Genomic DNA, 23,424 nt, shown 5'->3' on the forward strand with positions numbered 1-23,424 from the left:
CAACAAACTCAAATGCACTGCGGGCGTTCACCGCGCGCGAGGCGGCGGTTGATGTCGGCCACGACTTCGGGCAGATCGGCAATCGTATCGATCTCGTAATGCGGGCGGCAGGCGGCAAAGCCGGCGGAGATGGCAACGCGATGGCGCGCACGCTCGTCCGCAGACAGCGCGGTGTACTGCTCGTACGGCAGGCCAAGCGCGTTGCCCGACATCAGCAGCGCAACGGTCCACATGCCGGCGCGGCGGCCCTCTTCGATGCCGGGCACGGTGTCGTCGACCTTCACGCAGGCGGCCACATCGCCAATCGCAAGGTCGACCACGCAGCGCAGGGCCTGCGCGGGCCACGGGCGGGCGCGGGGCACTTCGTCGCAAGCGATCACGCAGTCGGGCGTGTAGCCGGCCTTGGCAGCCAGATCGATCACGCGGTCCATCACCACGCGCGGGTAACCGGAGCACGTACCGATCTTCAAACCCGCTTCGCGCAGCGCGGCGACGGTGTCCAGCGCGCCCGGAATCATGGCGGAATGCGCACCCACCTTTTCGATCTGCAGCGGCATGAAGCGGTTGTAGATGGCCGTGACATCGTCATCGGTCGGCATGCGGCCATGTGCAAGCGAGAAACGCGCGGCGATGGCGCCGTCGTTGCACAGCGTGCGGATGTGGTCCCACTTGCCCAGGCCCATCGGGCCGCGCGCTTCGTCCAGCGTGATGGCGACGCCAAATTCCGCAAACGCTTCCACGAAGATCTGCGTGGGCGCAAACGAGCCAAAGTCGACCACGGTGCCGGCCCAGTCGAGCACAGCAGCCTCTAGGCGCAAGGGCGTGCTGCCGGGGTTGATGCGGTCTGCGCCCGCCTGGCGCGTCGTGATTGGGGAGGAATCACCCATGTGCTTGCTTCCTTTCTGCTTTATTGCTGTTACAGACTACGAATTCAATGCGCCGCCGTGCGCCAAGCCTGCGTGCGGCGCACGATGCCGCGCATGGCCAGCTCCAGCAGCAGCGATACGACGATCGACGTGACCAGAATGAGCGTGGACATCGCCGCCGCAGGGCCGATGTCGCCGGCGTCGTCCATGTTCAGCACGGCCACGGAGGCGAGGACGGTGTCCGGGCTGTAGAGGAAGATCACCGCCGACACAGTGGTCATGGCCGACACGAACAGATAACGCGCGCACGACAGCACGGCCGGCAGGCACATCGGCAGCGTCACACGCCAGTACGTGCGCAGCGCCGACACCTTGAGCGAGGCCGACACCGCCTCGAACACCGGATCGAGTTGCCCCAGCGACGCCACCGACGTGAGGTGCGCCGCCGTGGCGCAGTGCATGATCGTGCAGATCACCATCAGCGCCATGCCGCCATACAGGCCGTTGAGCGGATTGGCCGGATGGTTGAAGAAAAACACGTAGCCCAGACCGAGCACGAGGCCGGGCACCGCCATCGGCAGTAGCACGGCAAAGCGGATGGCCGAATGCAGCCCCGATTGCAGCCATCCTGCGGCGCGCGTCTTTTCGACCAGCCATGCGCCGGTGAAGATCAGTGCGGTACCGAACACGGTCGTCAGCGCGGCCAGCTTCAGGCTGTTGCGATACGCGAGCCAGCCGCCGCCGTCCATATTGTCGAAGTCGTAGTTGCGCAGCGACAGTTCGAGGTTGTACGGCCAGAGCTTCACCAGCGATGCCCCGACGGCGGTGGCAAGCATCAGCAGAATTCCGCCGACCACCAGCACGCTCAGCAAGAGGAAAAGTCCGTCACGCAGACGATCAGGCTGCGGATGATATGGCTGCGCGCGGCTGGCCAGCGCGGCGTGCTGGCGACGCTGCACGAGGCGCTCTACCGCAAAGGTCAGCAGCGCCGGCAGCAGCAACATCAGGCCGATCACGGCACCGCGCGCAAACTGCTGCTGCCCCACCACGGCCTTGTAGGCCTCGACGGCCAACACCTGGTAGCTGCCTCCCACCACGGTCGGCACACCAAAGTCGGTCGCGACCAGCGTGAAGACCAGTGCAAAGGCGCCAAACAACCCGTAGCGTGCGCCGGGCAGCGTCACCGTGCGGAAGGTGCGCCACGGGCTCGCGCCCATGGCACGGGCGGCGTCATACAGCCGGCCGTCCGCCAGCGTGAGCGTCGCCAGCAGCAGCATCAACGCATACGGAAAGGTATAAAACACCTCGCCCAGCACGATGCCCCAGAAGCCGTAGATGTTGCTGCCGTTCATCCATGCCTTGAACAGGCCCTGGTTGCCGAACAGGTAGACCAGCGCAATGCCCGGCAGCAGCGACGGCGCAAACAGCGGCAGCATCGCCAGCGTGCGCAGCGTGCCGCGCAACGGCATGCGCGTGCGCTGCACCGCATACGCCAGGGCAAACGCCAGCGGCACCACAATGGCAGCCACGGCGCTGGATACGGCCAGCGTACGCCCCACCATGGCCAGGAAATTCGGCCCCTGCACCACGTGGGCAACCAGCGCGAGGCCATGCTCGTCTGTGCTGCGGGCGCTGGCAACGAGGCCCGTGGCCTGCAAGAGCATCATCGCCGTGGGCAGCAGCAAGCCGATGGTCAGCAACAGCAGCCAGCCGAGCTTCATGCCCGTCAGCACCGGCGTATCGGTACGCCAGAAAGGCCGGCCCGCAGCGCGAACCGGTTCGGATTGCGTGGCCGTAACCACGTTGGTCTCGGGCGGCAGCATCGACATCGCGGCCTCAGGCATACACGCGCAGGCCGTCGCGCTCCAGCGCGATCCAGAGCTTGCTGTCGCCCAGGCCGTTGCGGCCGGCTTGCAGCGCGCTCGATGCCACTTCGGCCACCAGCGGTGCGTCGGTCAGGCCATCGATCGACAGCGTCACGCGCGTGCGGCTGCCAAGGTAGATCTGGTCGACCACGCGGGCGAGATGGCGGTTGGGGGCGTCGTCGTCGGGGTGCAGCGTGACGGCCTCGGGGCGGCAGAACAGCCGGCCTGGAGCCGAGGCACTGTCTGCGAAAGCCGGATCCAGCAGCAGCGGTTGGCCGGCCAGCGTGGGCGTGCCGTCTTCCGCGCGCTCCAGCGGCAGCCAGTTGGCCTGGCCGACAAAGCCTGCGACAAACGCGGTGGCCGGGCGCGAATAGATCTCCGTCGGCGAGCCGGTCTGCTCAATGCGGCCGTTCGACATGACGGCGATGCGATCGGCCATCGCCATGGCCTCGTCCTGGTCGTGCGTGACCATCAGCGTGGTCACGTTCAGCTTGCGCTGCAGGCGGCGCAGCTCGATGCGCAGGTGTTCGCGCACCTGGGCATCCAGCGCCGACATCGGCTCATCCAGCAGCAACAAGGACGGTGAGGGCGCCAGCGCCCGGGCCAGTGCCACGCGTTGCTGCTGGCCGCCCGACAGCTGCGACGGGTATTTCGCCTCGCTGCCAGCCAAGCCGACCAAGGTCAGCATCTCCGAGACGCGCGCCTGCATGCGCGCACGGTTGCCGTTGCTGGTGTCCAGCCCGTAACCAACGTTCTGCGCAACCGTCAGGTTGGGGAACAGCGCGTACGACTGGAAGACGATGCCGTAGTCACGCTCGCGTGGCGGCAGGTTGGAGATATCGCGGCCGCCGGCGACGATCTGGCCGCCGTCGTGCGCCTCCAGCCCCGCAATGATGCGCAGCAGGGTCGTCTTGCCGCAGCCCGAGGGGCCCAGCAGGCAGACGAATTCCCCCTGCGCCACATCCAGCGACACACCGTCGAGGGCCGTGAACGCGCCAAAGCGGCGCGAGATTTGCCGCACGGACAGGAACGGCGTGGCAGAACCCGAGGTCGGGTTGGTAGCAGGCTGAGGGAGGGGCACGGGGGCGCAGACAGTGGCAAAAACGGTCGCCACTGTAGCCAGCCGACATGTACCCCTTGTGGCAGTTACCCCAAAAACGCCAATGCGCGCATTTCCGGATTTTGGTCCGGTCTATGAAGAAACCGGCCGGACTTCGCTCAGGAAGGCCGCAATCAACCGCGCCTCGCGCCGATCCTGCAGGCAGTACAAGTATTCGCTCAGCTCCGGCGCGCCGCCTTCGAACGGGAGCACACGCAGATCCGCGTGGCTCGGCACTTCCTGGCGGGCGATAACGCTCACGCCCAGGTTGCGCGTGATGGCCTCGCGGATGGATTCCCGGCTGCCGATCTCCACCGTGGAAGCCGGCGTGACGCCTGCCTGGGCCATCATCGTTTCGGTCATGGCGCGGGTGGTCGATCCAACTTCGCGCACCAGCAGCCGGCATTGCGACAGCACGCTCACAGGCACGCTCGTCCGGTCGGCCAGCGCGTGGTTGCGATGCACCACCAGCACCAGCGGATCGCGTGCCAGTTCAATGCGCAGAAAGCGCGCGTCGTCCACGCGCTGCGACGACGACGCCACGTCAACGCGGTACTCCTGCAGCGCTTCGAGCATCTGCACCGAATTGCCGGCTTCGATGCTCACGTCGATGCCGGGATGGCTTTTGCAGAAGCGATCCACGATGTCGAGCACGTAATACGGCGCCGTCGCGCCGATGCGCAGGTGCCCCGAGCCCATGTCACCGGAGTTGCGCAGAAAGAAGTCGATCTCGGTTTCCTGGCGCACGAGCTGGTCCACCAGCGGCATCAGCCGCACACCGGCATCCGACAGGGTCAGCCGGCGCCCGCCCCGGTAGAACAGCTCCACGCCATAAGCCTCCTCCAGGGCGCGGATCTGCGAAGTGACGGTCGGCTGCGACAGGCCAAGTTGCTTGGCTGCCAGCGTGATGCTGCCCAGGCGGGCGACCATGAAGAACGATTTGAGCTGCGCGACGAGCATCGGCGAGTGACGTATTGAGCGCGTTTGCAGCGCTATGAGGAAGCGGGCGGCCCATTCTAGCGGATGCCCCGGCCGCCAAAGTGGCTTCGGGCGCCCTCCTCCGTTTTCTGCTTCTACATCCCGCAGCTACGACTTTTTCAACCTTTTCGCCAACGCAAACTTTGCGCACCCCCACATCGGGGGGAATTGAGGGCTGTGAAGCCATCATTTCCACGGATCGAATCCGCCACTTCACCTTGAGAATCCGTCCGCGTGTTGCGTCTGGGCGGTCACGAGCCGCGCTCGCGCAGGCTTTCGGTATTTGCGGATTTGGAGAGAAGTGGATGAAACGCAGCAGCAACAACGTACGCGGCAAAAAGCAATGGACCATCGTGATGATGGTGGCAGTAGTGGGCGCCCTGGCCGCATGTGGCGGAGGCGGCGGTGGCGGCAGTTCGGGGGCCACCCCGGCGGCCACGCAAAGCTCGTCCGCCAATATCACCGTGGCATCGGCATGCAGCGGGGCAAACTGCGGCGCGCTGGGCAATACCTACGCCGGCTCCGGCGTGGGCGTGTGGCAAGCGACCAATACGGGCGGATCGGCCGGCACGGTTCCGGTGTCGATCGCGGGGCTCACGGGCCAAAGCGTGACGCTCGTCTACACCAACCAGAGTGCGGCGGCGCAGCCGATGCCGTCCGTCTCGCTCTCGGGCCTGGGGCTGCTGAACGCCACCGGCACGCCGGTCCCCAAGACTGCCGCCGACGCGGCAGGCAATGACGCGAACGCCGCGTTCGACCGGCAGCTTTCCGATTTCAACATCCATGCGCTGGACGGCTATGCCACCGGCGCCGGCCCGCTCAAGACGCAAGGCGCCTCCAACGATACGGTGCTGCGCCCGCAGTCGGTGGCCAGCGTCGGCACACAGCGCACATGGAACCACCAGCAGCCGGACGGCACCGCCACCGTGCGCACGGCCACGCTGCGCCAGCAAGCCACGGCCACCGACGGCCGCATCGTCAACCTGTGGGTGGAAAACACCGAATACGGCTCCAGCAAGATCAGCGACGGTATCGTCAATACGCTCATCACCAAGTTTGCTTCGGGCACGCAGTCGGTCTATACGCTGGCCACTTCGTTGGTCGGCCAGCCGTGGGGCAGCTACTCCAGCTCCGCCAGCCTGATCGACCCGAACCAGGCGCTCGACATCGTGGTGCTGAACATCCAGCCCGACGGCCAGGCCTACGGCCGCGTCGGCTACTTCTGGGCGCGCAACAACTTCACCACCAGCTCGCAGCCGCTGTCCAACCAGTCGCTGTCGCTCTATGTGGATTCGGAAACCATCTACCTGGGCGGCACCGACGGTCTGAACACCGTCATCTCGACGCTCGGCCATGAATTCACGCACATGGCCAACTTCTATCAGCGCGGCGTGCTGCACGGCTCGCAGTACATGTACGGCACGTGGCTGGAAGAAATGACGGCGATGACGATGGAGGATGTGCTCTCCAGCCAGATCGATCCGAGCTTCAACAACGTGCGCGACAGCCGCTTCCCGGCCTGGCTACAAAGCGCTTACGATTGCTCGCTCACGGCGTTCGATCCGTCGCTGTCATCGTCGTGCCCTGGGTATCCGATTTCGGGCAGCCTGGGCGGCTTCCTGCTGCGCCAGTACGGCATTGCGTACTACACGAATCTGCTGCAGAACTTCTCGTCGACGGATTCGGCTTCGGTGCTGAGCAACGCCATCCAGGCCGGCGGCGGCGCAGGCCTGGGCGATGCAACGGGCCGCTGGGGCACGGCGGTCGCGCTGCTTCCGGTACCGGGCAGCCCGTCGGGCTTCGCGTATCCGGCTCGCTCGGACAGCGGCTTCTCGATCCCGGCGCTGAACGGCCCCAGCTATACCAGCCAGCGCTCCATGCCGACGTCCGTGCCGGCCACGCTGCAAGGCTTCGGTCAGTTTCCGGTGGCGCGCGGCACGAAGGCCGGCACGTACAGCGAGACGATCACGGTGCCGGCGTATTCCACGGTGTCGATCATTATCCACTGACACCACGCGGCTTAGGCAGCCGGGCCCTTTCGGGTTCCCGCCAGCGGCAGAATCCGGCGAAGCATCAAAACAAAAGGCGCCGGGGGCATTCCACCCCCGGCGCCTTTGCACTTCACTACGTCAGGTAGGACCCGACGCAGTCACGACAACGCGTTTACATCTGCACGGTGTCGGCCACTTCCTTGAAGTCTTCGATCTGGTCGAAGTTCATGTACTGGTAGATCTTGTCACCGTTCGCGGTGAGCACGCCCATGTCGGCCATGTATTCTTCCTTGGTCGGGATCTTGCCCAGACGCGAGCAGATCGCTGCCAGTTCCGCCGAGCCAAGGTACACGTTCGTGTTCTTGCCCAGACGGTTCGGGAAGTTACGGGTCGACGTCGACATGACCGTTGCACCTTCGCGCACCTGTGCCTGGTTACCCATGCACAGCGAGCAGCCCGGCATTTCGGTACGCGCACCGGCCGTGCCGAACACGCCGTAGTGACCTTCTTCGGTCAGCTGCTTCTGGTCCATCTTGGTCGGCGGGGCCACCCACAGCTTGACCGGAATGTCGCGCTTGCCTTCGAGCAGCTTCGACGCGGCACGGAAGTGACCGATGTTGGTCATGCACGAGCCGATGAACACTTCGTCGATGGTCGCGCCGGCCACGTCGGACAGCGTCTTCACGTCGTCCGGGTCGTTCGGGCAGGCCACGATCGGCTCGTGGATGTCGGCCAGGTCGATCTCGATGACGGCGGCGTATTCGGCATCGGCATCCGGTTGCAGCAGTTGCGGATCCGCCAGCCAAGCTTCCATCGCCTTGATGCGGCGCTGCAGGCTGCGGGCATCCTGGTAGCCTTGCGCGATCATCCACTTGAGCAGCGTGATGTTGCTGTTCAGGTATTCGATGATCGGCTCCTTGTTCAGGTGCACCGTGCAACCTGCGGCCGAACGCTCAGCCGATGCATCCGACAGCTCGAACGCTTGCTCGACCTTCAGGTCAGGCAGGCCTTCGATTTCGAGGATGCGGCCCGAGAAGATGTTCTTCTTGCCTTGCTTGGCGACCGTCAGCATGCCCTGCTTGATCGCGTACAGCGGAATCGCGTTGACCAGATCACGCAGCGTGACGCCCGGCTGCATCTTCCCCTTGAAGCGGACAAGCACCGATTCCGGCATGTCCAGCGGCATCGTGCCGGTGGCTGCCGCGAAGGCGACCAGGCCCGAACCCGCCGGGAAGCTGATGCCGATCGGGAAGCGCGTGTGCGAGTCGCCGCCGGTGCCGACGGTGTCGGGCAGCAGCATGCGGTTCAGCCACGAGTGGATCACGCCGTCGCCCGGGCGCAGAGCGATGCCGCCGCGCGTGCTGATGAAGTTCGGCAGCGTCTGGTGCGTCTTCACGTCCACCGGCTTCGGATACGCGGCGGTGTGGCAGAACGACTGCATCACCAGGTCGGCCGAGAAGCCGAGGCACGCCAGATCCTTCAGTTCGTCGCGGGTCATCGGGCCCGTGGTGTCTTGCGAGCCGACCGAGGTCATCTTCGGTTCGCAGTACGTGCCCGGACGGATGCCCTGGCCTTCCGGCAGGCCGCACGCGCGGCCAACCATCTTCTGCGCCAGCGAGAAGCCCTTGCCGCTGTCGGCCGGCAGGTGCGGCAGGCGGAACAGCGTCGACGGTGCGAGGCCCAGCGCTTCACGGGCCTTGGCGGTCAGGCCGCGGCCGATGATCAGCGGAATGCGGCCGCCGGCGCGCACTTCGTCGAACAGCACGTCGGACTTGACCTGGAATTCGGCGATGACCTTGCCGTCCTTCAGTGCCTTGCCTTCGTACGGGCGCAGTTCGACCACGTCGCCCATGTTCATTTGCGACACGTCGAGTTCGATCGGCAGCGCGCCGGCGTCTTCCATCGTGTTGTAGAAGATCGGGGCGATCTTGCCGCCGAGGCACACGCCGCCGAAGCGCTTGTTCGGGACGAACGGAATGTCTTCACCCGTGAACCACAGCACCGAGTTGGTGGCCGACTTGCGCGAGGAGCCGGTGCCGACCACGTCGCCCACATAGGCGACGAGATGACCCTTTTCCTTCAGCGATTCGATGAACTTGACCGGGCCGCGCTTGCCGTCTTCTTCCGGCGTGATGCCGGGGCGTGCGTTCTTCAGCATCGCCAGTGCGTGCATCGGGATGTCCGGGCGGGTGGTGGCGTCCGGTGCCGGCGACAGGTCGTCGGTGTTGGTTTCGCCCGTTACCTTGAACACGGTGATGGTCAGGCTTTCCGGCACTTCCGGACGGCTCGTAAACCATTCGGCGTCGGCCCAGCTTTGCAGCACGGCGCGCGCGTTGGCGTTGCCCTTGTCGGCGAGTTCCTTCACATCGTGGAACTGATCGAACATCAGCAGCGTCTTCTTCAACGCTTCTGCGGCGGTAGCGCCCACTTCGGCGTCAGCCAGCAGTTCGATCAGCGGCTGGATGTTGTAGCCGCCCAGCATCGTGCCGAGCAGCTCGGTGGCGTGGGCACGCGAAATCAGCGCGCAGGCGGTCTCGCCCTTGGCTACGGCGGCCAGGAAGCCGGCCTTCACCCGGGCGGCTTCGTCCACGCCTGCGGGCACGCGATGGGTGATCAGGTCGACCAGGGTCTGCTCTTCGCCAGCGGGCGGATTGGTCAGCAGTTCGACCAGTTCGGCGGTCTGTTGAGCCGTCAGCGGCAACGGGGGAATACCGAGCGCGGCGCGAGCGGCCACGTGAGCGCGATAGTTTTCAAGCATGGAAGACCTGCTGAGATGACGTTACAGGGGAATCTTTTCGGGCACCCGAAGGTGTTCCGGGCGCCGCTTGGGCGCGATTCTAATCGCAATACCCCAGACGGTCAAATGTCTTATATCTTATATAAGAGTTAAACGGGCAAACCGCCCTCGTTGGATCCGATGCCGCATAATTGCGGACGAGTTCCCAACCGGTCCCGACCCTCGCCCGCAATGCCATATGTAGTCACCGAATCCTGCATCCAATGCAAATACACCGACTGCGTCGCCGTCTGCCCCATGGACTGCTTCCACGCAGGTCCCAATTTCCTGGTGATCGATCCGGATGAATGCATCGATTGCTCGATCTGCGTACCTGAGTGCCCGGTGGGCGCGATCTACCCGGCTGCCGAAGTGCCGGCCGATCAGCAGGACTTCATCGCACTGAATGCACAGCTCTCGCGCCGCGCCGACTGGCCCCGGCTGACCAAGGTGCAACCGCCGCTGCCCGATCATGCGCACTGGGCGCAGGTGAAGGACAAGCGCGATGCATTGGTCATCGCTCTCGATTGATTCGACTCTCTCGCACAGAACACCTCTTCATGACTGACCGCATCCTGCTCAGCATCGACGCCGGCGTGGCTGAAGTCCGGCTCAACCGCCCCGAGAAAATGAACGCCATCGACCCGGCCATGTTCGAAGCGCTCGTGACCGTTGGTAAACGCCTGATGAACGAGGCCGATCTTCGCGCAGTCGTGCTGTCCGGAGAGGGTCGCGCCTTCTGCGCGGGCCTCGACATGGCGAGCATGGCAGGCCTGGCCAGCAACGACGCCGGTTCAGGCATCAGCGCCGGCCGTCTTGCCAAGCGCACGCATGGGGCGGCCAATCTGCCGCAGTACGCCTGCACGGTATGGCGTGATCTGCCGGTGCCTGTGCTGGCTGCAGTGCATGGTGTCGCTTACGGCGGCGGCCTGCAGATCGCGCTGGGCGCCGACGTGCGCTACGTGGCGGCCGACACGCGCCTGTCGGTCATGGAAATCAAATGGGGTCTGGTGCCCGACATGGGCGGCATGGCGCTCACGCGTGGCCTGGTCCGCGCGGATCGGCTGCGCGAGCTGATCTACAGCGGTCGTGTCGTCAACGGCGAAGAAGCGTTCGCCCTGGGGCTGGCGACGCACGTTGTGGACGATCCGCGCGCGGCGGCGCTGGCGGCGGCGCGCGACATTGCCCAGAAGAGTCCCGACGCCATCCGTGCAGGCAAGCGCTTGATGCGAGTTGCGGAAGACGGCGACACCCCTGCCATTCTGCTGGCCGAGTCGGTCGAGCAGGACCGGCTGATCGGCACGGTCAATCAGCGCGAGGCGGTGCTGGCCGGCATGCAGAATCGCGCACCGGTTTTTCAACCGGCCGCGAAGTCCGAATAGAAATTAGAAATAGCCTGGGGCTGGCAGCTCAGGCGGTGGCGTGCTTGACCGCCATCGCGGCGCGCATGGCGTGCGAGCGGCTGACCACCTCGTCACGCAGCTTCGCGCGCAAACCCAGGGCAAACGCTGTCTCGGCCACCAGGAACAGCGGCCCAATCACCAGGCCCGCCAGATCGTCGACGAACGCCGGCTTACGTCCTTCGTAGTAGTGGCCGACAAACTGGATGATCCAGCCGATCACGAACAGGCCGATGCCCACTGACAACCAGGCCGCCGTCGAATGTGCGGCCACGTGGTTGCCCGCCCACACGCACACGGCAATCAGCGCAAACATCACCACGCCGAACATCGCGTCCAAACGCAGGTAGAACAGCGTCGTCAGCGCCAGCACGAGCAGTGCCGGTGTTACGGCCACGCCAGACAGGTCTGCCAGCACGGGCCGCGACAGCAACACCGCAACCGCCAGCACAATCGCCGGAATGCCGACAAAGTGCGTGGCGATATTGCGGCCGTCCTGGTGGTAAGCGGCGTAGTTGGAAAGATGGTCAGACAGGGTGCGCATGAAGGTCTCCGGTTTTTGTGCGCTTGCAGCATGGACGCTTCAGCCGCACGCTCGTTATGATCGTTTCATCCTAGTCAGTGGATGGCACGCCGCTCTGTCGCGTAGCCGACACATTCGACGTTTCCGAAGCGCTCTTCAGCCGCCCCCATGGACCACCCCGTCGCCACATCCGGCACGCTGGACGCCCGCTCGTACCGCGAACGCCTGCACGCCAGCAGCTGGTTCGGCACGCTCGGGGCAACCTTGCAAGACGCATTGATCGACATCGCGGCAGTGCGCCGCTTGGGCGCTGGGGAGATCCTCTTCCAGCGTGGCGACGCGCCCGACGGCCTCTACTGCGTGGTGGAAGGCACGATCCGCATCGGCGCCACCAGCGCAGACGGGCGCGAAGCGCTGCTGGCTGTACTGGAACCCGTCAACTGGTTTGGCGAGATCGGCGTGTTCGACCGCCAGCCCCGCACGCATGACGCCCGCGCCGACGGCCATACGACATTGCTGCATATGCCGCAGGCGGCGCTGATCGCCTTGCTGGATGGCTCGCCCGCGCTGCTGCATGCGTTTGCCCTGCTGCTGACTCACAAGCTGCGCCTGACATTCATCGTGCTGGAAGAGACCGCCCTCCTGCCCGCCCCCGTGCGTGTGGCGCGGCGCCTGCTACTGATGGCGGACGGCTACGGCGACCTGCGCCTGGGCACGCGGCGTGTGCTGCACGTGCCACAGGAGCAGCTTGCGCAATTGCTGTCACTGTCCCGGCAGACCGTGAATCAGGTTTTGAAGGAATTCGAAGCGCACGGCATCCTCAGGCTGGCTTACGGAGAAATCGAACTGCTGGACTTTGCGGGCCTGCATCGGCTTGCATACGAGGTGGGAAGGGGATGAAATCCCGGCCAATACCCCTAACATGCGATGCGTTAGGACCGATCCTATAATGTGTTCCCACTCGCACATTCGCCCTTCGCATGGTGCGGAGTTGGCGATGCGAGTGTCCTTCAACGGAAGAGAAACATCATGCCCCGCCAGACCCCCATCGAGCGCTATCGCAACATCGGCATCTCGGCGCACATCGACGCCGGCAAAACCACCACGACCGAGCGCATCCTGTTCTACACCGGGGTCAATCACAAGATAGGCGAGGTGCATGACGGCGCGGCCACGATGGACTGGATGGAGCAGGAGCAAGAGCGCGGCATCACCATCACGTCGGCGGCCACGCACTGCATGTGGCGCGGCATGGCCGGCAACTACCCCGAGCACCGCATCAACATCATCGACACCCCGGGCCACGTCGATTTCACCATCGAAGTGGAACGCTCCATGCGCGTGCTGGATGGCGCCTGCATGGTCTACGACTCGGTGGGCGGCGTGCAGCCGCAGTCAGAAACCGTCTGGCGCCAGGCCAACAAATACAAGGTGCCGCGCATCGCGTTCGTCAACAAGATGGACCGCATCGGCGCGGACTTCTTCCGCGTTGAGCGCCAGATGCGCGAGCGCCTGAAGGGCAACCCGGTGCCGATCCAGATTCCCGTTGGCGCGGAAGACGGCTTTCGCGGGGTGGTCGACCTCGTCAAGATGAAAGAGATCCTGTGGGACGATGCCTCGCAGGGCGTGAAGTTCGAGTACACCGACATCGACCCGGCGCTGCTGCCCATCGCGCAGGAATGGCGCGAAAAGATGGTCGAAGCCGCCGCAGAGGCGGATGAAGAACTGCTCAACAAATACCTCGGCGGAGAAGAGCTGACCGAGGAAGAGATCAAGCGCGCCCTGCGCAAACGCACCATCGCCGGCGAAATCCAGCCGATGCTGTGCGGCTCCGCCTTCAAGAACAAGGGCGTGCAGGCGATGCTCGACGCGGTGGTCGACTACCTGCCCTCGCCAGTGGACATTCCCGCCATCGAAGGCCACGGCGAGAAAGACGAGCCGCTGGAGCGCCACCCGAGCGACAGCGAGCCCTTCGCCGCCCTGGCCTTCAAGATCATGACCGACCCGTTCGTCGGCCAGCTCGCGTTCTTCCGCGTGTATTCGGGCAAGATCAACTCGGGCGACACGGTCTACAACTCGGTCAAGGGCAAGCGTGAGCGCCTGGGCCGGATCCTGCAGATGCACGCCAACCAGCGCGAAGAGATCAAGGAAGTGCTGGCAGGTGACATCGCCGCCGCGGTGGGCCTGAAAGACGTGACGACCGGTGAAACGCTGTGCGATCCGGAGCACGTCATCGTGCTGGAGCGCATGGAATTTCCGGAGCCCGTCATCAGCCAGGCCGTGGAGCCCAAGACCAAGGCCGACCAGGAAAAGATGGGCATCGCCCTGAACCGCCTGGCGCAAGAAGACCCGTCGTTCCGAGTGAAGACCGACGAGGAATCCGGCCAGACCATCATTTCAGGCATGGGCGAGCTGCACCTGGAAATCCTGGTCGACCGCATGAAGCGCGAGTTTGGCGTGGAAGCCACCGTCGGCAAGCCGCAGGTGGCCTACCGCGAAACCATCAAGAAGGCTGCTGAAGACGTCGAAGGCAAGTTCGTCAAGCAATCCGGCGGACGCGGTCAGTATGGCCATGCGGTCATCACGCTGGAGCCCAACGAGGGCAAGGGCTACGAGTTCGTCGACGAGATCAAGGGCGGCGTGATCCCGCGCGAGTTCATCCCGGCGGTGGACAAGGGCATCCGTGACACGCTCAACACGGGCGTGCTCGCGGGTTACCCGGTGGTGGACGTCAAGGTGCGCCTGACCTTCGGCTCGTACCACGACGTGGATTCGAACGAAAACGCGTTCCGCATGGCCGGCTCGATGGCCTTCAAAGAGGCCATGCGCAAGGCCGGCCCCATCCTGCTCGAACCGATGATGGCCGTGGAAGTGGAAACGCCCGAAGACTACATGGGCAACGTGATCGGCGATCTGTCATCGCGGCGCGGCATGGTGCAAGGCACGGAAGACATTCCGGGCGGTGGCGGCAAGGTCGTGCATGCCGAGGTGCCGCTGGCCGAGATGTTCGGCTACTCCACCAACCTGCGTTCGCTCAGCCAGGGCCGTGCGACGTACACGATGGAGTTCAAGCACTACGCTGAAGCACCGCGCAACGTGTCGGAAGCCGTGATGGCAGCCAAGAAGGTCTGACGTTTTTTTGCTTCATCCGCTGCGGCCGCCGAGTGCGGCCGCAGTGCTGTGTGCGCTAGCCCGCAGGCAGGTTTTCTACGCAGAAATCGATAAACGCATGCACCTTCACCGGCAGGTAGCGACGCGACGGATACAGCGCGTACAACGCAAACCGCTCGTCTGGCCTCGATGCATTGCGTCTGCGCCTGTATGACGCGGACCGTGCCGCTATTGCCGCGTTGCGAAGACGTTGCGCTACGTACAACCGGCCTGTGCGCCCGATTGGGATGCCGTGCCCGCCTAACGCAGCCACATCAGCCACGCGTACACGATGCCCCCCGCAGCCAGGAGAAACGGCATCGAATACGCGTGAAACACCCACCACGCACGGCGGTCGCCCAGCATGCGCAACGCAATCAGGTTGGCCAACGACCCGATGAGCGTACCGAATCCGCCCACGCTTACCGCAAAGGCGATCATCGGCCAGTCATGCGAATACTCGGCCAGCAGGATCGCCGCCGGCACGTTGCTGATAATCTGCGACACGCCAATGCCGGCCCAGTACAGATGCATTGGATTGCTCAACGCCAGCGCATCCAGCGCCTGCCGCACAACGCCAAGCTGCGCCACCAGCCGCAGGTCAATGAACATCAGCATGAACACGAGCAGCAGGCCCCAGTCCACCCGCGCCAGCACATAGCGCGCACCGATCAGATACAGCACGATCAACCCGGCTGCCGCCACTAGCGGGTGGCCAAGATCGGTCAGCACCAGAAACGGCACGTACAGCGCGAGCGCCGGCACCAGCAGGCGCTTGTGTAATTCCACGTCGGCAGTTTCGGCATGCAGATGGATTTCGTGCGAGGCAAAGGCCAGCCACGTCACCACCAGCAGCAAGGCCATCAGGAGCACGACCATCGGCGCCATCTGCCAGACAAACGCGCCAAACGACAGCCCCGATTGATGCCACAGGAAGAGGTTCTGCGGATTGCCGATCGGCGTGAGTGCAGAACCCGCGTTGACCGCCAGCGCCTCGAATATCACCAGCCGCGCCACCGGCAAGCTGGCGACCTGCCGCAAGCCGACGGTGAGTGGCACGATGACGAACAACGCCACATCGTTGGTCAATACGGTGGACAGCGCTGCCGAAGCCGCTACCAGGCCGAGTGCAAGTACACGCTGGCTGCTGACCACTTCGACGAGGCGCCGGCCGAGCAGCTGCAGCATGCCGCTGGCCTCAACCGCCTTGGTCAGGATGAGCAAGCCGGCCAATGCGGCAATGGTGTGCCAGTCAATCAGCGCCGGATACTCAACAATGCGCTTGGGCGCCATGAGGGTCAGCGCGCCGCAAATGGCCAGCAACGACCAGAAGAAAACGTCTTGTTTGAGGTGGTGCCAGAACGGCGGGTGTTGCGGCACGGCTTTCGCCATCTGGTTGCGTGGCAGATCGCCGTTCATATGAAAGAAAAAGGAAACGTTGGCGCAAACGCGCGCAAATCAACCGGGCGCGGTTTGCGCGGCCGATTGTAGTGCGACTGCCTCCTGCGCTCAATCGCAAGCCGGGCGCTTGCGTGCCCGGCCTGTGCCAGAAGGATCCGCTTACGACTCGCGCGAACCCGAACCGCCCGGACGATCCGAGCCGCCCGACGAGCCGCCAGCGCCTGGGCGGTCCGAAGACGTCATGCGCGAGCGATCTTCTGCACTGCTGCCAGCATGCGGTGCGCCTTGCTGGCCGGCTTGGCTATGCGAGGCACCCGGATGATAGGCCGACTGCGGATGGCGCTCTGGCCCGCGGTATTGGCCCGCCAGGCCATGACCACCGCCCGTGCCGCCCATTGAACCTTGCTCCGAGCGCTCGTGGCCTGCTTCTGCCCCGCCGCCCGCTTGCGTTGGCTGCGTCGGGTGATTGGCAATCACGCGCTCGATCTCGGCGACGGCTTCTCGCGGCGCCAGAACGACCTCCAGCCCCAGCGCGCCGGCCACGGCCATCAGCGTCGACAGGCGGGGATCGGCACGACCGGATTCCGCGCGCAAATACGCTTCGCGAGAGATACCGGCCATCTTGGCGACATCTTCCTGTTTGAGCTTGCGCGACTTGCGCAGACTGTGTAACTGCTTGAAAGGCTGTTCCATCTGTTCGCTCCTGCACCTGAGATGGGAAACACCGCCGGGTCTGGACCCGAACGATGAGCGGAAAATATGCGGGTCGGGTGGCTGCACCTTCGTCCGCGGTCATACACAGCACGGCAACGGCGGCGGCTGTCATGTATGCACGCCGCTGCATAGGTTTTTGGGGGCGGCCTCCGTGATGTGTTTTCTACAGAGTAGACGTAATTTCAACTGCACCCAATATCGACGCGTGATGAAAGCGCATCTCATCAACCTGTTTATGGTGACAAGGCGGCTGCGGGTCAGTTCCCTCACAGATGCCGTTTTCTTCGCTTGGCAGGCCAAGTTTGTGACGCCTCAAGCGCAAATCCTTGCATCCGCATTGCGTTTCGTCGATCCGCGCTTGCCCTAACCACCAATCGGAGGGTGCCCGGCGGGAGAGAACCGCCTGTGCCTCCTGCGTCACGGTGGGGCGAGCGCGCGTGCCTCTCATCACGCAATTGCCGTGCCGAAGGTGACGCGGCGGTCAGTTGCCGGTGGACAGGAAATTAATGGAAGTCGCGGCTGGAAGTGGCGAGGCGCCCCAGAAGTGGGGTCAGATCCACCAGATGCTGGGCGACAAGGTGTCGGGTCTCGCGCTCACATTGCCATTTACCGTAGACGCCCAGCAACTGGGCGTTCAGCACTTCGCGTCGCTGACGCTCGATCAAGTGCGGCCAGAGGATGACGTTGATGGCGCCCGTCTCATCTTCAATGGAAACGAAGATCGTGCCGTTGGCCGTGCCCGGCCGCTGCCGCACCGTGACAATGCCGCAAGCGCGCGCCAGTTGCCCGTTGCGATAGCCGGCCAGCGTGGCGGCGGTGGCGAAACGCATGCGCTCGAGCCGTGCGCGCAGCAGCTCTACCGGATGGCTCTGCAACGACAATCCCAGGCTGCCGTAATCCGCCATCACCTCTTCGCCTATGGGCGGTGCAGGCAGTTCCAGCGGCGCTTCCACCGGACGAGCCTGGCGCAGCAGCGCGTGATCGTGGCCGGGCTCCTGCAGTGCGAGCGTTTGCCATAGCGCCTGACGACGGTGGCCGGCCAGCGACTTCAGCGCATTGGCGGCGGCCAGCACGTTCAAGTCGTGACGGTCGAGCGCGGCGCGATGGGCGAGATCCTCCACACTCGTAAATGGCGCTTGGGCGCGAGCCGCTTCGATACGCTCGGCAGCCGGCTTGCGCATGCCCCGAATGCGATTCAACCCGAGCCGGATATCGGGTTGCACTAGGCCATCTTCACCGGTCTCGCCATCGGCGCGGGGATGCAGCGTACTGTCCCATACGCTGGCCGTCACGTCCGCGGGCAGCACACGCACATGGCTGCGCCGCGCCTCCTGCACCAGTTGCGACGGTGAATAGAACCCCATCGGCTGACTGTTGAGCAACGCCGCAAAAAACGCCGCCGGCTCATGGCATTTCAGGAAGCTGCTGACGTAAGCCAGCTTGGCAAAGCCTGCCGCGTGGCTTTCGGGGAAGCCGTATTCGGCAAAACCTTCCATCTGTTTGCACAGCGCTTCGACAAAAGCAGGGTCGTAGCGCCTCTTGACGACCATCGCATGCACCAGGCGCTCCTGATGCTGCGTGAGATTCCCCTTGCGCTTCCAGGCGGCCATGTCGCGGCGCAGGCGGTCAGCATCATCCGCAGTGAAATCGCCGGCCTTCATGGCGATCTCCATCACCTGCTCCTGGAAGATCGGCACACCCAGCGTGCGTTCGAGCACGGCTTTCACCTCGGGGCCGGGGTAGGTCACGCAATCGGTGTTGCCATTGCGCTTTGCCTCGCGCCGCTGCAGATACGGGTGGACCATGCCGCCCTGGATCGGCCCCGGCCGTACGATGGCCACCTGGATCACCAAGTCGTAATACTCGCGCGGACGCAGACGCGGCAGCATCGATTGCTGCGCACGCGATTCGATCTGGAACACGCCGATGGTCTCGGCGCGGCAGATCATGTCGTAGGTTTCGGTATCGTCATCGGGCAGGTTCTGCATGGCGAGCTTGGCCGTCGCGCCGTAGTGCTCGCGCCGCCCGGGCAACGCATCGACCATGTCCAACGTGCGGCGAATGGCCGTCAGCATGCCCAGCGCCAGTACGTCCACCTTCAGCAGGCGCAGCGATTCGAGATCGTCTTTATCCCACTGGATGACGCGGCGGTTTTCCATCGCGGCGTTCTCGATCGGCACCAGGCGCGAAAGCTTGCCCTGCGCAATCACGAACCCGCCCACGTGCTGCGACAGATGGCGCGGAAAACCACGCAACTGATCCACCAGTTGCGCCCAGCGCAGCACCAACGGTGATTCCGGATCCAGACCTTGCTGGCCTGCGCGCTGCGCAAATTCCTTACGGCTATCCCACCACGCCTGCCCCTTGGCCACCTGCTCGACGATGCCCAGGTCGATACCCAACGCGCGACCGACGTCACGCAGTGCGCTACGCGTGCGGTAAGTGATGAGCGCTGCTGCCAGCGCTGTACGTGTCACACCGTATTTTTTGTAGATGTACTGGATGACCTCTTCGCGACGCTGATGCTCGAAATCGACGTCGATGTCGGGCGGCTCATTGCGCGCACGCGAAAGAAAGCGTGCGAACAGCGTGTTGCCGCTATCCGGGTTCACCTCGGTAATCCCCAGGCAATAGCACACCGCCGAGTTGGCCGCCGAACCTCGCCCCTGGCAGAGAATCCCTTCGTTGCGCGCGAACTTCACCACGTCATAGACGGTCAGGAAAAACGGCTCGTACCCCAGCTCGGCAATCAGTCCGAGTTCCTCCTCAATCTGCGCATGCACCTTCTCCGACACACCATTCGGATAGCGTCGCGCGGCGCCAGCGAACGTTTCGGCGCGCAGGTATTCCGCCGGCGTCATGCCTTCCGGCACGACTTCGCTCGGATATTCGTATTCGATTTCGTCGAGAGAAAAATTGCACAACGCGGCCAGCTCCACCGTGCGACGCAGGATCTTCTCGCCACCCTCGCCTTGATAGAGGAACGCGAGCTGCATGCGCGTGCGCATTGCTTGTTCAGCGCTGGGCGCAAGTTCCAAACCGCACTCGGAAAGCGGCTTGGATAGACGGATGGCGGTCAGCACGTCGTGCAGCGGTTTGCGTTGGCGCGTGTGCATCTGAACACCGCCGGTCGCGACCATGGGCACATCGATCTGTTCCGACACCGCCAAGACCGTACCGCGATGGCGGTCATCCGCGTGCCGCAGCGGCAACTCCAGCGCAATCGATAGCCGATCCCCGAACACGCGTTGGCACCACCACGCCTGAGCCAACAGTTGCTGCGGGTCAGGATCGTAATCAGGCAGCAGAATCGCCAGGCAATCGGGCGCGCCGCGCAGGTGCGCGAGTTCGCCTTGGGGCGAGGCCAAATCGTCAGCTAGCAAGCGGTATTCGCCCTTGGGTGCGGCCAACCGCGCGTGCGTGATGATTTCGCTCAGGTTGCCGTAACCCTCGATGTTCTGCGCCAGCAGCACCAGCCGCAGCCAAGGTTCGCCATCGGCATTGCGCACCGTGAAGCGACTGCCGATGATGAGCTTCAGTTCGTGCTCCTTCGAAGCCACAAGCGCCCGCGCGGTGCCTGCTACAGAGCATTCGTCAGTCAGCGCCAGTGCTTGATAACCGTAAAGTTTGGCGCGCTCCACCAGTTCGCTCGGGTGCGACGCGCCTGTCAGGAACGTGAAGTTGCTGATGCAATGCAGCTCGGCATAGTCGGGCAGAACGGGGAGAGGCGTGGCCGAAGTCATGACGTGCTTAACCGAACAAGCCGTGCAGATACCAGCGGGCGTCTTCCTCTCCCGCGTTAGCCTTGCCTGCGGAAACGCGCTCGCGATACACCCAGTAACGCTCGCCTTTTCCTCCCTCGACGATGAAGTAATCGCGCTTGATGAGGTCGTCGTCCCACCAGCCGGATTCAATGCGTTCGGGCATCGACACCAGCCGCAGCCGCCCGCGGTAATACGGATAATTCTGACGTGTCAGCAGCGGGATCGGCTTCTCCAGCAGCCACAGCGGCCGCTCCGGCTGTTGCGCGTGCCATTGCGCCAATGCCTGACGCGCCGCGGCACGGCTCTGCGCGGTAGTCGCGGCATTCACCTCGACCCAATGGTTGGCGCGCTCGGGGCGATGATCAGCACACGGCTGCGGGTGACGCACGTTCTCAGCGCCCAGCCTGGCGATCAGCGTGTCGATCAGGCGTGCAGCATCTTCAGCGCGACCACCTGGCTCGGGAAACAGCGACTCCGTGGGCGGCGCGAGCGGCGTAGCGTCGGTCACCGTCAGGCGTAGTTCGACCACTGGTGCGATCAGCGTGAGCCGATGCACGCGCTCATGCAGCACCCGCGACAAGTGCGCCAGCGTGCGAACCGGCTGTGCCAGCGCGATCTCCACCGGCGTGGACGAAGCGGCATCCTCACTGCTCCGGCCGCGCCGGCGTTCGTGCTCCAGCGTGAGTCGATATGTCTTGGCGCCCAATTGAAGCGCCGACAGCCAGCCGACCAGCTGCAACAACAATTGCTCCGAGGCTGCCAGCACACCTTCCGCGTTATCGATGCGACCTGACAATTCCAACGGCACATCAAAGCACAACGGCGCGGTGAACCACGTGAAGCTCTCGTGCCCGTTGCCATAAGCCGCGTCGAGCGTATCCATCAGCAACGGCCCGCAGCGCCGCCGCAATCCGCTACGCGGTAACTCGCGCAAATCGGACAGCGTGCGGCAGCCGAGGCCCTCAAGCCAATCAGGCCGTGTAAGACGCGCCACCGCATCGACCGGCAATTGATCAAGCAACGTCGACAACCGCTCCTGCCGCACCGCCCTCCGCACGCGCCCCTGACGGGCTGCTGTGCGACGCCGGCCACGTATCGGCGCCGGCTGTGCACTGGCAAGCCATGCCGCACCGCGCGCCGTCGGCCCGGTGCCAAGCTGCGGCACGGCACCCAACCGAAACGCGCAATACCTCACCGCCCGACACAGCGCGCGATGCCCACCGAACAGGCGCAAGCTGGCCTCCACCTCCAACAGGACAGTTGCCTCATCCACCACGTCCAACGTCACATGCGGCGTGAATGCCAGCAACGCCAGCGCCAGCGATTGCACCAACCGTGCCTCGGCCGCCACGTCACGGTCAAGCTGTATAGCGTGTGGTACCAATGCCTGCGCTCCCGCCCGGCGCAGGCCTGCATGTACGCCTTCGCGCATCGCCAAACGGTTGGCCGACACCACGCGCTCCTGCTCCAACACCACCACCGGCAAAGGCAGCGCGGCCGGATCAGACCACCGCGGTCGAAGCGCGTCGAGTGGGAGACGGGGCAGATGCACCGCGATCCAGAACGGCATGATCGGGAGTGTTTTGATCGGGAACGTCCGACAAAGCATCGAACGCAACAGAAGACGAAGGAGACGAAAGCGCCGCCAGCAATTGCGCCGTGGCCGGATCCATGATGAACGGCTCGACGGGCGGCACAGACAACGGACGCACAGAAGCGCGACCGGCCCGAAGCGGATCCGCCAACGGCAGCAGCAATGGAGATTCACGCAACGGCCCGCGCCGCTTGTGGAAGAGGATGGACAGCACATCGGCGCCAGCCGGCTCCAGCCCCAGCCGCAGCACCGCCGGCGACGACTCACGCTGCGCCTGGGCCGGCCGGAACAACCAGATGGCGCTCTCTCCCGCCTGGGCCAACACTTGCAGCCTGCGAAGCTCTCCTGGGCGTGCCCGGTTCAGCCAGACCAGTACTCCGCCGAAAGCCTTGCTGCGTAGAACCTGCTCGGCTGCCCACAGAAGGTCAGCGGGCTTGTCAGCCCGCACCCATACGATTTGTTCAGGAGAGAAATCCCAGCCCACCAGCCTCACTGCATTCGGCAGATGCGGTGGAGCAATCAGCGCGATGCGCCCTGCGCCCGTGCACAGCGTAGACAACGTCGGGCGCAGCAACCGGCATTCACCAATACCGGATTGTGGACACAGCAGTTCGGTCAATCCGCCGAGGGGCCAGCCACCACCGGGCAACTCGGCATTCAGTGAATCATATCCAGTGGTCAGAACGCGCCCGCCGCCTCGCGCCAGACGGCCTGCACTCCACAATGCGGGATGCAGCGTTTCCGGCAATGGCGCCGTCGAGGCTTTCGGCGCGGGCGAACGCAACCTAGACACCTCGCGCACGGCGGGGGCATGGCATTTCGCCACATCTTCGGCGATGAAAAGAGACGAGGACAACGCAAACATGGAAACGCCAAAGCAAGCGATGAATACTGTATGAATATACAGTATCACAGCTTTCCTTCAACGCGGGCTAGTTTTGCGTGAGCGTTGCCAGACGGCGATAGCAAAACACTGGAATGGAGGGGCTTTGAAGTAACCGCCACCCAAATTGACACGATTCCGACCAATAAAGCGTCTTATAAACCACTTTTTATTGGCGTGCGTTTGCGGCGAATAGAGGAACCTCGGTAAGCACCCGGTGAACCCGTCTTGAAGGGGACCCGCGTAGCAAGGAGCATCGTGTCCATCTAGTTCTAGGTGGACACGTGGACACTATCGAAGAGAGCGCGCCAATACGGCGCCGACGTCGGCATAGCGCCGAGTTCAAGGCCAAGGCAGTGCAGGAGTGCATGCAGCCGGGTGTTTCGATCGCGGCGATAGCCCTGCACCATCGCCTCAATG

General features: G+C 64.3%; 18 protein-coding genes. 7 read left to right on the forward strand and 11 right to left on the reverse strand.

Annotated features, from left to right (window positions below):
- Window positions 1–8: 8 nt before the first annotated feature.
- The 4 genes from phnX to BEK68_RS24490 form a co-directional block, all read right to left on the reverse strand.
- Window positions 9–887 carry a phosphonoacetaldehyde hydrolase gene (phnX, locus tag BEK68_RS24475; RefSeq protein ID WP_012430451.1) on the reverse strand — a complete coding sequence of 293 codons (879 nt, stop codon included), beginning with the start codon at window positions 885–887 and terminating at the stop codon, window positions 9–11.
- 44 nt (window positions 888–931) lie between these two features.
- Window positions 932–2,695: a putative 2-aminoethylphosphonate ABC transporter permease subunit gene (locus BEK68_RS24480; RefSeq protein ID WP_012430452.1), complete on the reverse strand. Its 1,764-nt coding sequence runs from the start codon at window positions 2,693–2,695 to the stop codon at window positions 932–934.
- A gap of 7 nt (window positions 2,696–2,702) precedes the next feature.
- Window positions 2,703–3,845 (reverse strand): putative 2-aminoethylphosphonate ABC transporter ATP-binding protein, encoded by a 1,143-nt coding sequence (locus BEK68_RS24485; RefSeq protein ID WP_012430453.1) that lies wholly within the window; start codon window positions 3,843–3,845, stop codon window positions 2,703–2,705.
- A gap of 78 nt (window positions 3,846–3,923) precedes the next feature.
- Entirely contained in the window at window positions 3,924–4,790 is an 867-nt protein-coding gene (locus BEK68_RS24490; RefSeq protein ID WP_004633912.1) for a LysR family transcriptional regulator, read from the reverse strand.
- A gap of 323 nt (window positions 4,791–5,113) precedes the next feature.
- Here BEK68_RS24490 and BEK68_RS24495 point away from each other — a divergent pair, with 323 nt between their 5' ends.
- On the forward strand, window positions 5,114–6,817 hold the full coding sequence (locus tag BEK68_RS24495) for a M30 family zinc metallopeptidase (protein WP_012430454.1): 1,704 nt from the start codon (window positions 5,114–5,116) through the stop codon (window positions 6,815–6,817).
- Between the two features lie 154 nt (window positions 6,818–6,971).
- Here the strand turns inward: BEK68_RS24495 and acnB are convergent, their stop codons facing one another.
- Window positions 6,972–9,557 carry a bifunctional aconitate hydratase 2/2-methylisocitrate dehydratase gene (acnB, locus tag BEK68_RS24500; RefSeq protein WP_012430455.1) on the reverse strand — a complete coding sequence of 862 codons (2,586 nt, stop codon included), beginning with the start codon at window positions 9,555–9,557 and terminating at the stop codon, window positions 6,972–6,974.
- A gap of 210 nt (window positions 9,558–9,767) precedes the next feature.
- On the opposite strand from acnB, the gene fdxA reads away from it, so the two are divergent.
- Window positions 9,768–10,106: a ferredoxin FdxA gene (gene fdxA, locus BEK68_RS24505; RefSeq protein ID WP_012430456.1), complete on the forward strand. Its 339-nt coding sequence runs from the start codon at window positions 9,768–9,770 to the stop codon at window positions 10,104–10,106.
- A gap of 29 nt (window positions 10,107–10,135) precedes the next feature.
- Window positions 10,136–10,957: a crotonase/enoyl-CoA hydratase family protein gene (locus BEK68_RS24510; protein WP_012430457.1), complete on the forward strand. Its 822-nt coding sequence runs from the start codon at window positions 10,136–10,138 to the stop codon at window positions 10,955–10,957.
- A gap of 28 nt (window positions 10,958–10,985) precedes the next feature.
- Here BEK68_RS24510 and BEK68_RS24515 read toward each other — a convergent pair whose 3' ends face one another.
- Window positions 10,986–11,519: a DUF962 domain-containing protein gene (locus BEK68_RS24515; RefSeq protein ID WP_004633903.1), complete on the reverse strand. Its 534-nt coding sequence runs from the start codon at window positions 11,517–11,519 to the stop codon at window positions 10,986–10,988.
- 147 nt (window positions 11,520–11,666) lie between these two features.
- Between BEK68_RS24515 and BEK68_RS24520 the strand changes: the two genes are divergently transcribed.
- Both BEK68_RS24520 and fusA read left to right on the forward strand, forming a co-directional pair.
- Window positions 11,667–12,398: a Crp/Fnr family transcriptional regulator gene (locus BEK68_RS24520; RefSeq protein ID WP_012430458.1), complete on the forward strand. Its 732-nt coding sequence runs from the start codon at window positions 11,667–11,669 to the stop codon at window positions 12,396–12,398.
- A gap of 129 nt (window positions 12,399–12,527) precedes the next feature.
- On the forward strand, window positions 12,528–14,630 hold the full coding sequence (fusA, locus tag BEK68_RS24525; protein ID WP_004633899.1) for an elongation factor G: 2,103 nt from the start codon (window positions 12,528–12,530) through the stop codon (window positions 14,628–14,630).
- 279 nt (window positions 14,631–14,909) lie between these two features.
- On the opposite strand, the gene BEK68_RS24530 is transcribed toward fusA, so the two are convergent.
- Both BEK68_RS24530 and BEK68_RS24535 read right to left on the reverse strand, forming a co-directional pair.
- The gene (locus tag BEK68_RS24530) at window positions 14,910–16,067 is read right to left on the reverse strand and encodes an SLC13 family permease (RefSeq protein ID WP_012430459.1); all 1,158 of its coding nucleotides are present in this window, start codon (window positions 16,065–16,067) and stop codon (window positions 14,910–14,912) included.
- A 141-nt stretch (window positions 16,068–16,208) separates the two neighbouring features.
- Window positions 16,209–16,742 carry a helix-turn-helix domain-containing protein gene (locus tag BEK68_RS24535; protein WP_004633895.1) on the reverse strand — a complete coding sequence of 178 codons (534 nt, stop codon included), beginning with the start codon at window positions 16,740–16,742 and terminating at the stop codon, window positions 16,209–16,211.
- 229 nt (window positions 16,743–16,971) lie between these two features.
- Between BEK68_RS24535 and BEK68_RS25890 the strand changes: the two genes are divergently transcribed.
- Window positions 16,972–17,130, forward strand: coding sequence for a hypothetical protein (locus BEK68_RS25890; RefSeq protein ID WP_157039912.1), 159 nt, complete (start codon window positions 16,972–16,974; stop codon window positions 17,128–17,130).
- Window positions 17,131–17,266: 136 nt separating this feature from the next.
- On the opposite strand, the gene BEK68_RS24540 is transcribed toward BEK68_RS25890, so the two are convergent.
- The 3 genes from BEK68_RS24540 to imuA are packed head-to-tail and all read right to left on the reverse strand — an operon-like array spanning window position 17,267 to window position 22,986.
- Window positions 17,267–20,506: an error-prone DNA polymerase gene (locus tag BEK68_RS24540; protein WP_012430460.1), complete on the reverse strand. Its 3,240-nt coding sequence runs from the start codon at window positions 20,504–20,506 to the stop codon at window positions 17,267–17,269.
- A 7-nt stretch (window positions 20,507–20,513) separates the two neighbouring features.
- Window positions 20,514–22,097, reverse strand: a complete 1,584-nt coding sequence (locus BEK68_RS24545; protein WP_012430461.1) for a Y-family DNA polymerase — start codon at window positions 22,095–22,097, stop codon at window positions 20,514–20,516.
- On the reverse strand, window positions 22,030–22,986 hold the full coding sequence (gene imuA, locus BEK68_RS24550; protein WP_012430462.1) for a translesion DNA synthesis-associated protein ImuA: 957 nt from the start codon (window positions 22,984–22,986) through the stop codon (window positions 22,030–22,032). The genes BEK68_RS24545 and imuA overlap by 68 nt, the downstream gene beginning before the upstream one ends.
- Window positions 22,987–23,288: 302 nt before the next feature.
- Here imuA and BEK68_RS26430 point away from each other — a divergent pair.
- Window positions 23,289–23,424: transposase (locus tag BEK68_RS26430; protein ID WP_139111380.1), on the forward strand; the 136-nt coding region annotated here is incomplete at its 3' end.

The sequence above is a fragment of the Ralstonia pickettii genome (genome assembly GCF_001699815.1).
Classification (GTDB): Bacteria; Pseudomonadota; Gammaproteobacteria; order Burkholderiales; family Burkholderiaceae; genus Ralstonia; species Ralstonia thomasii.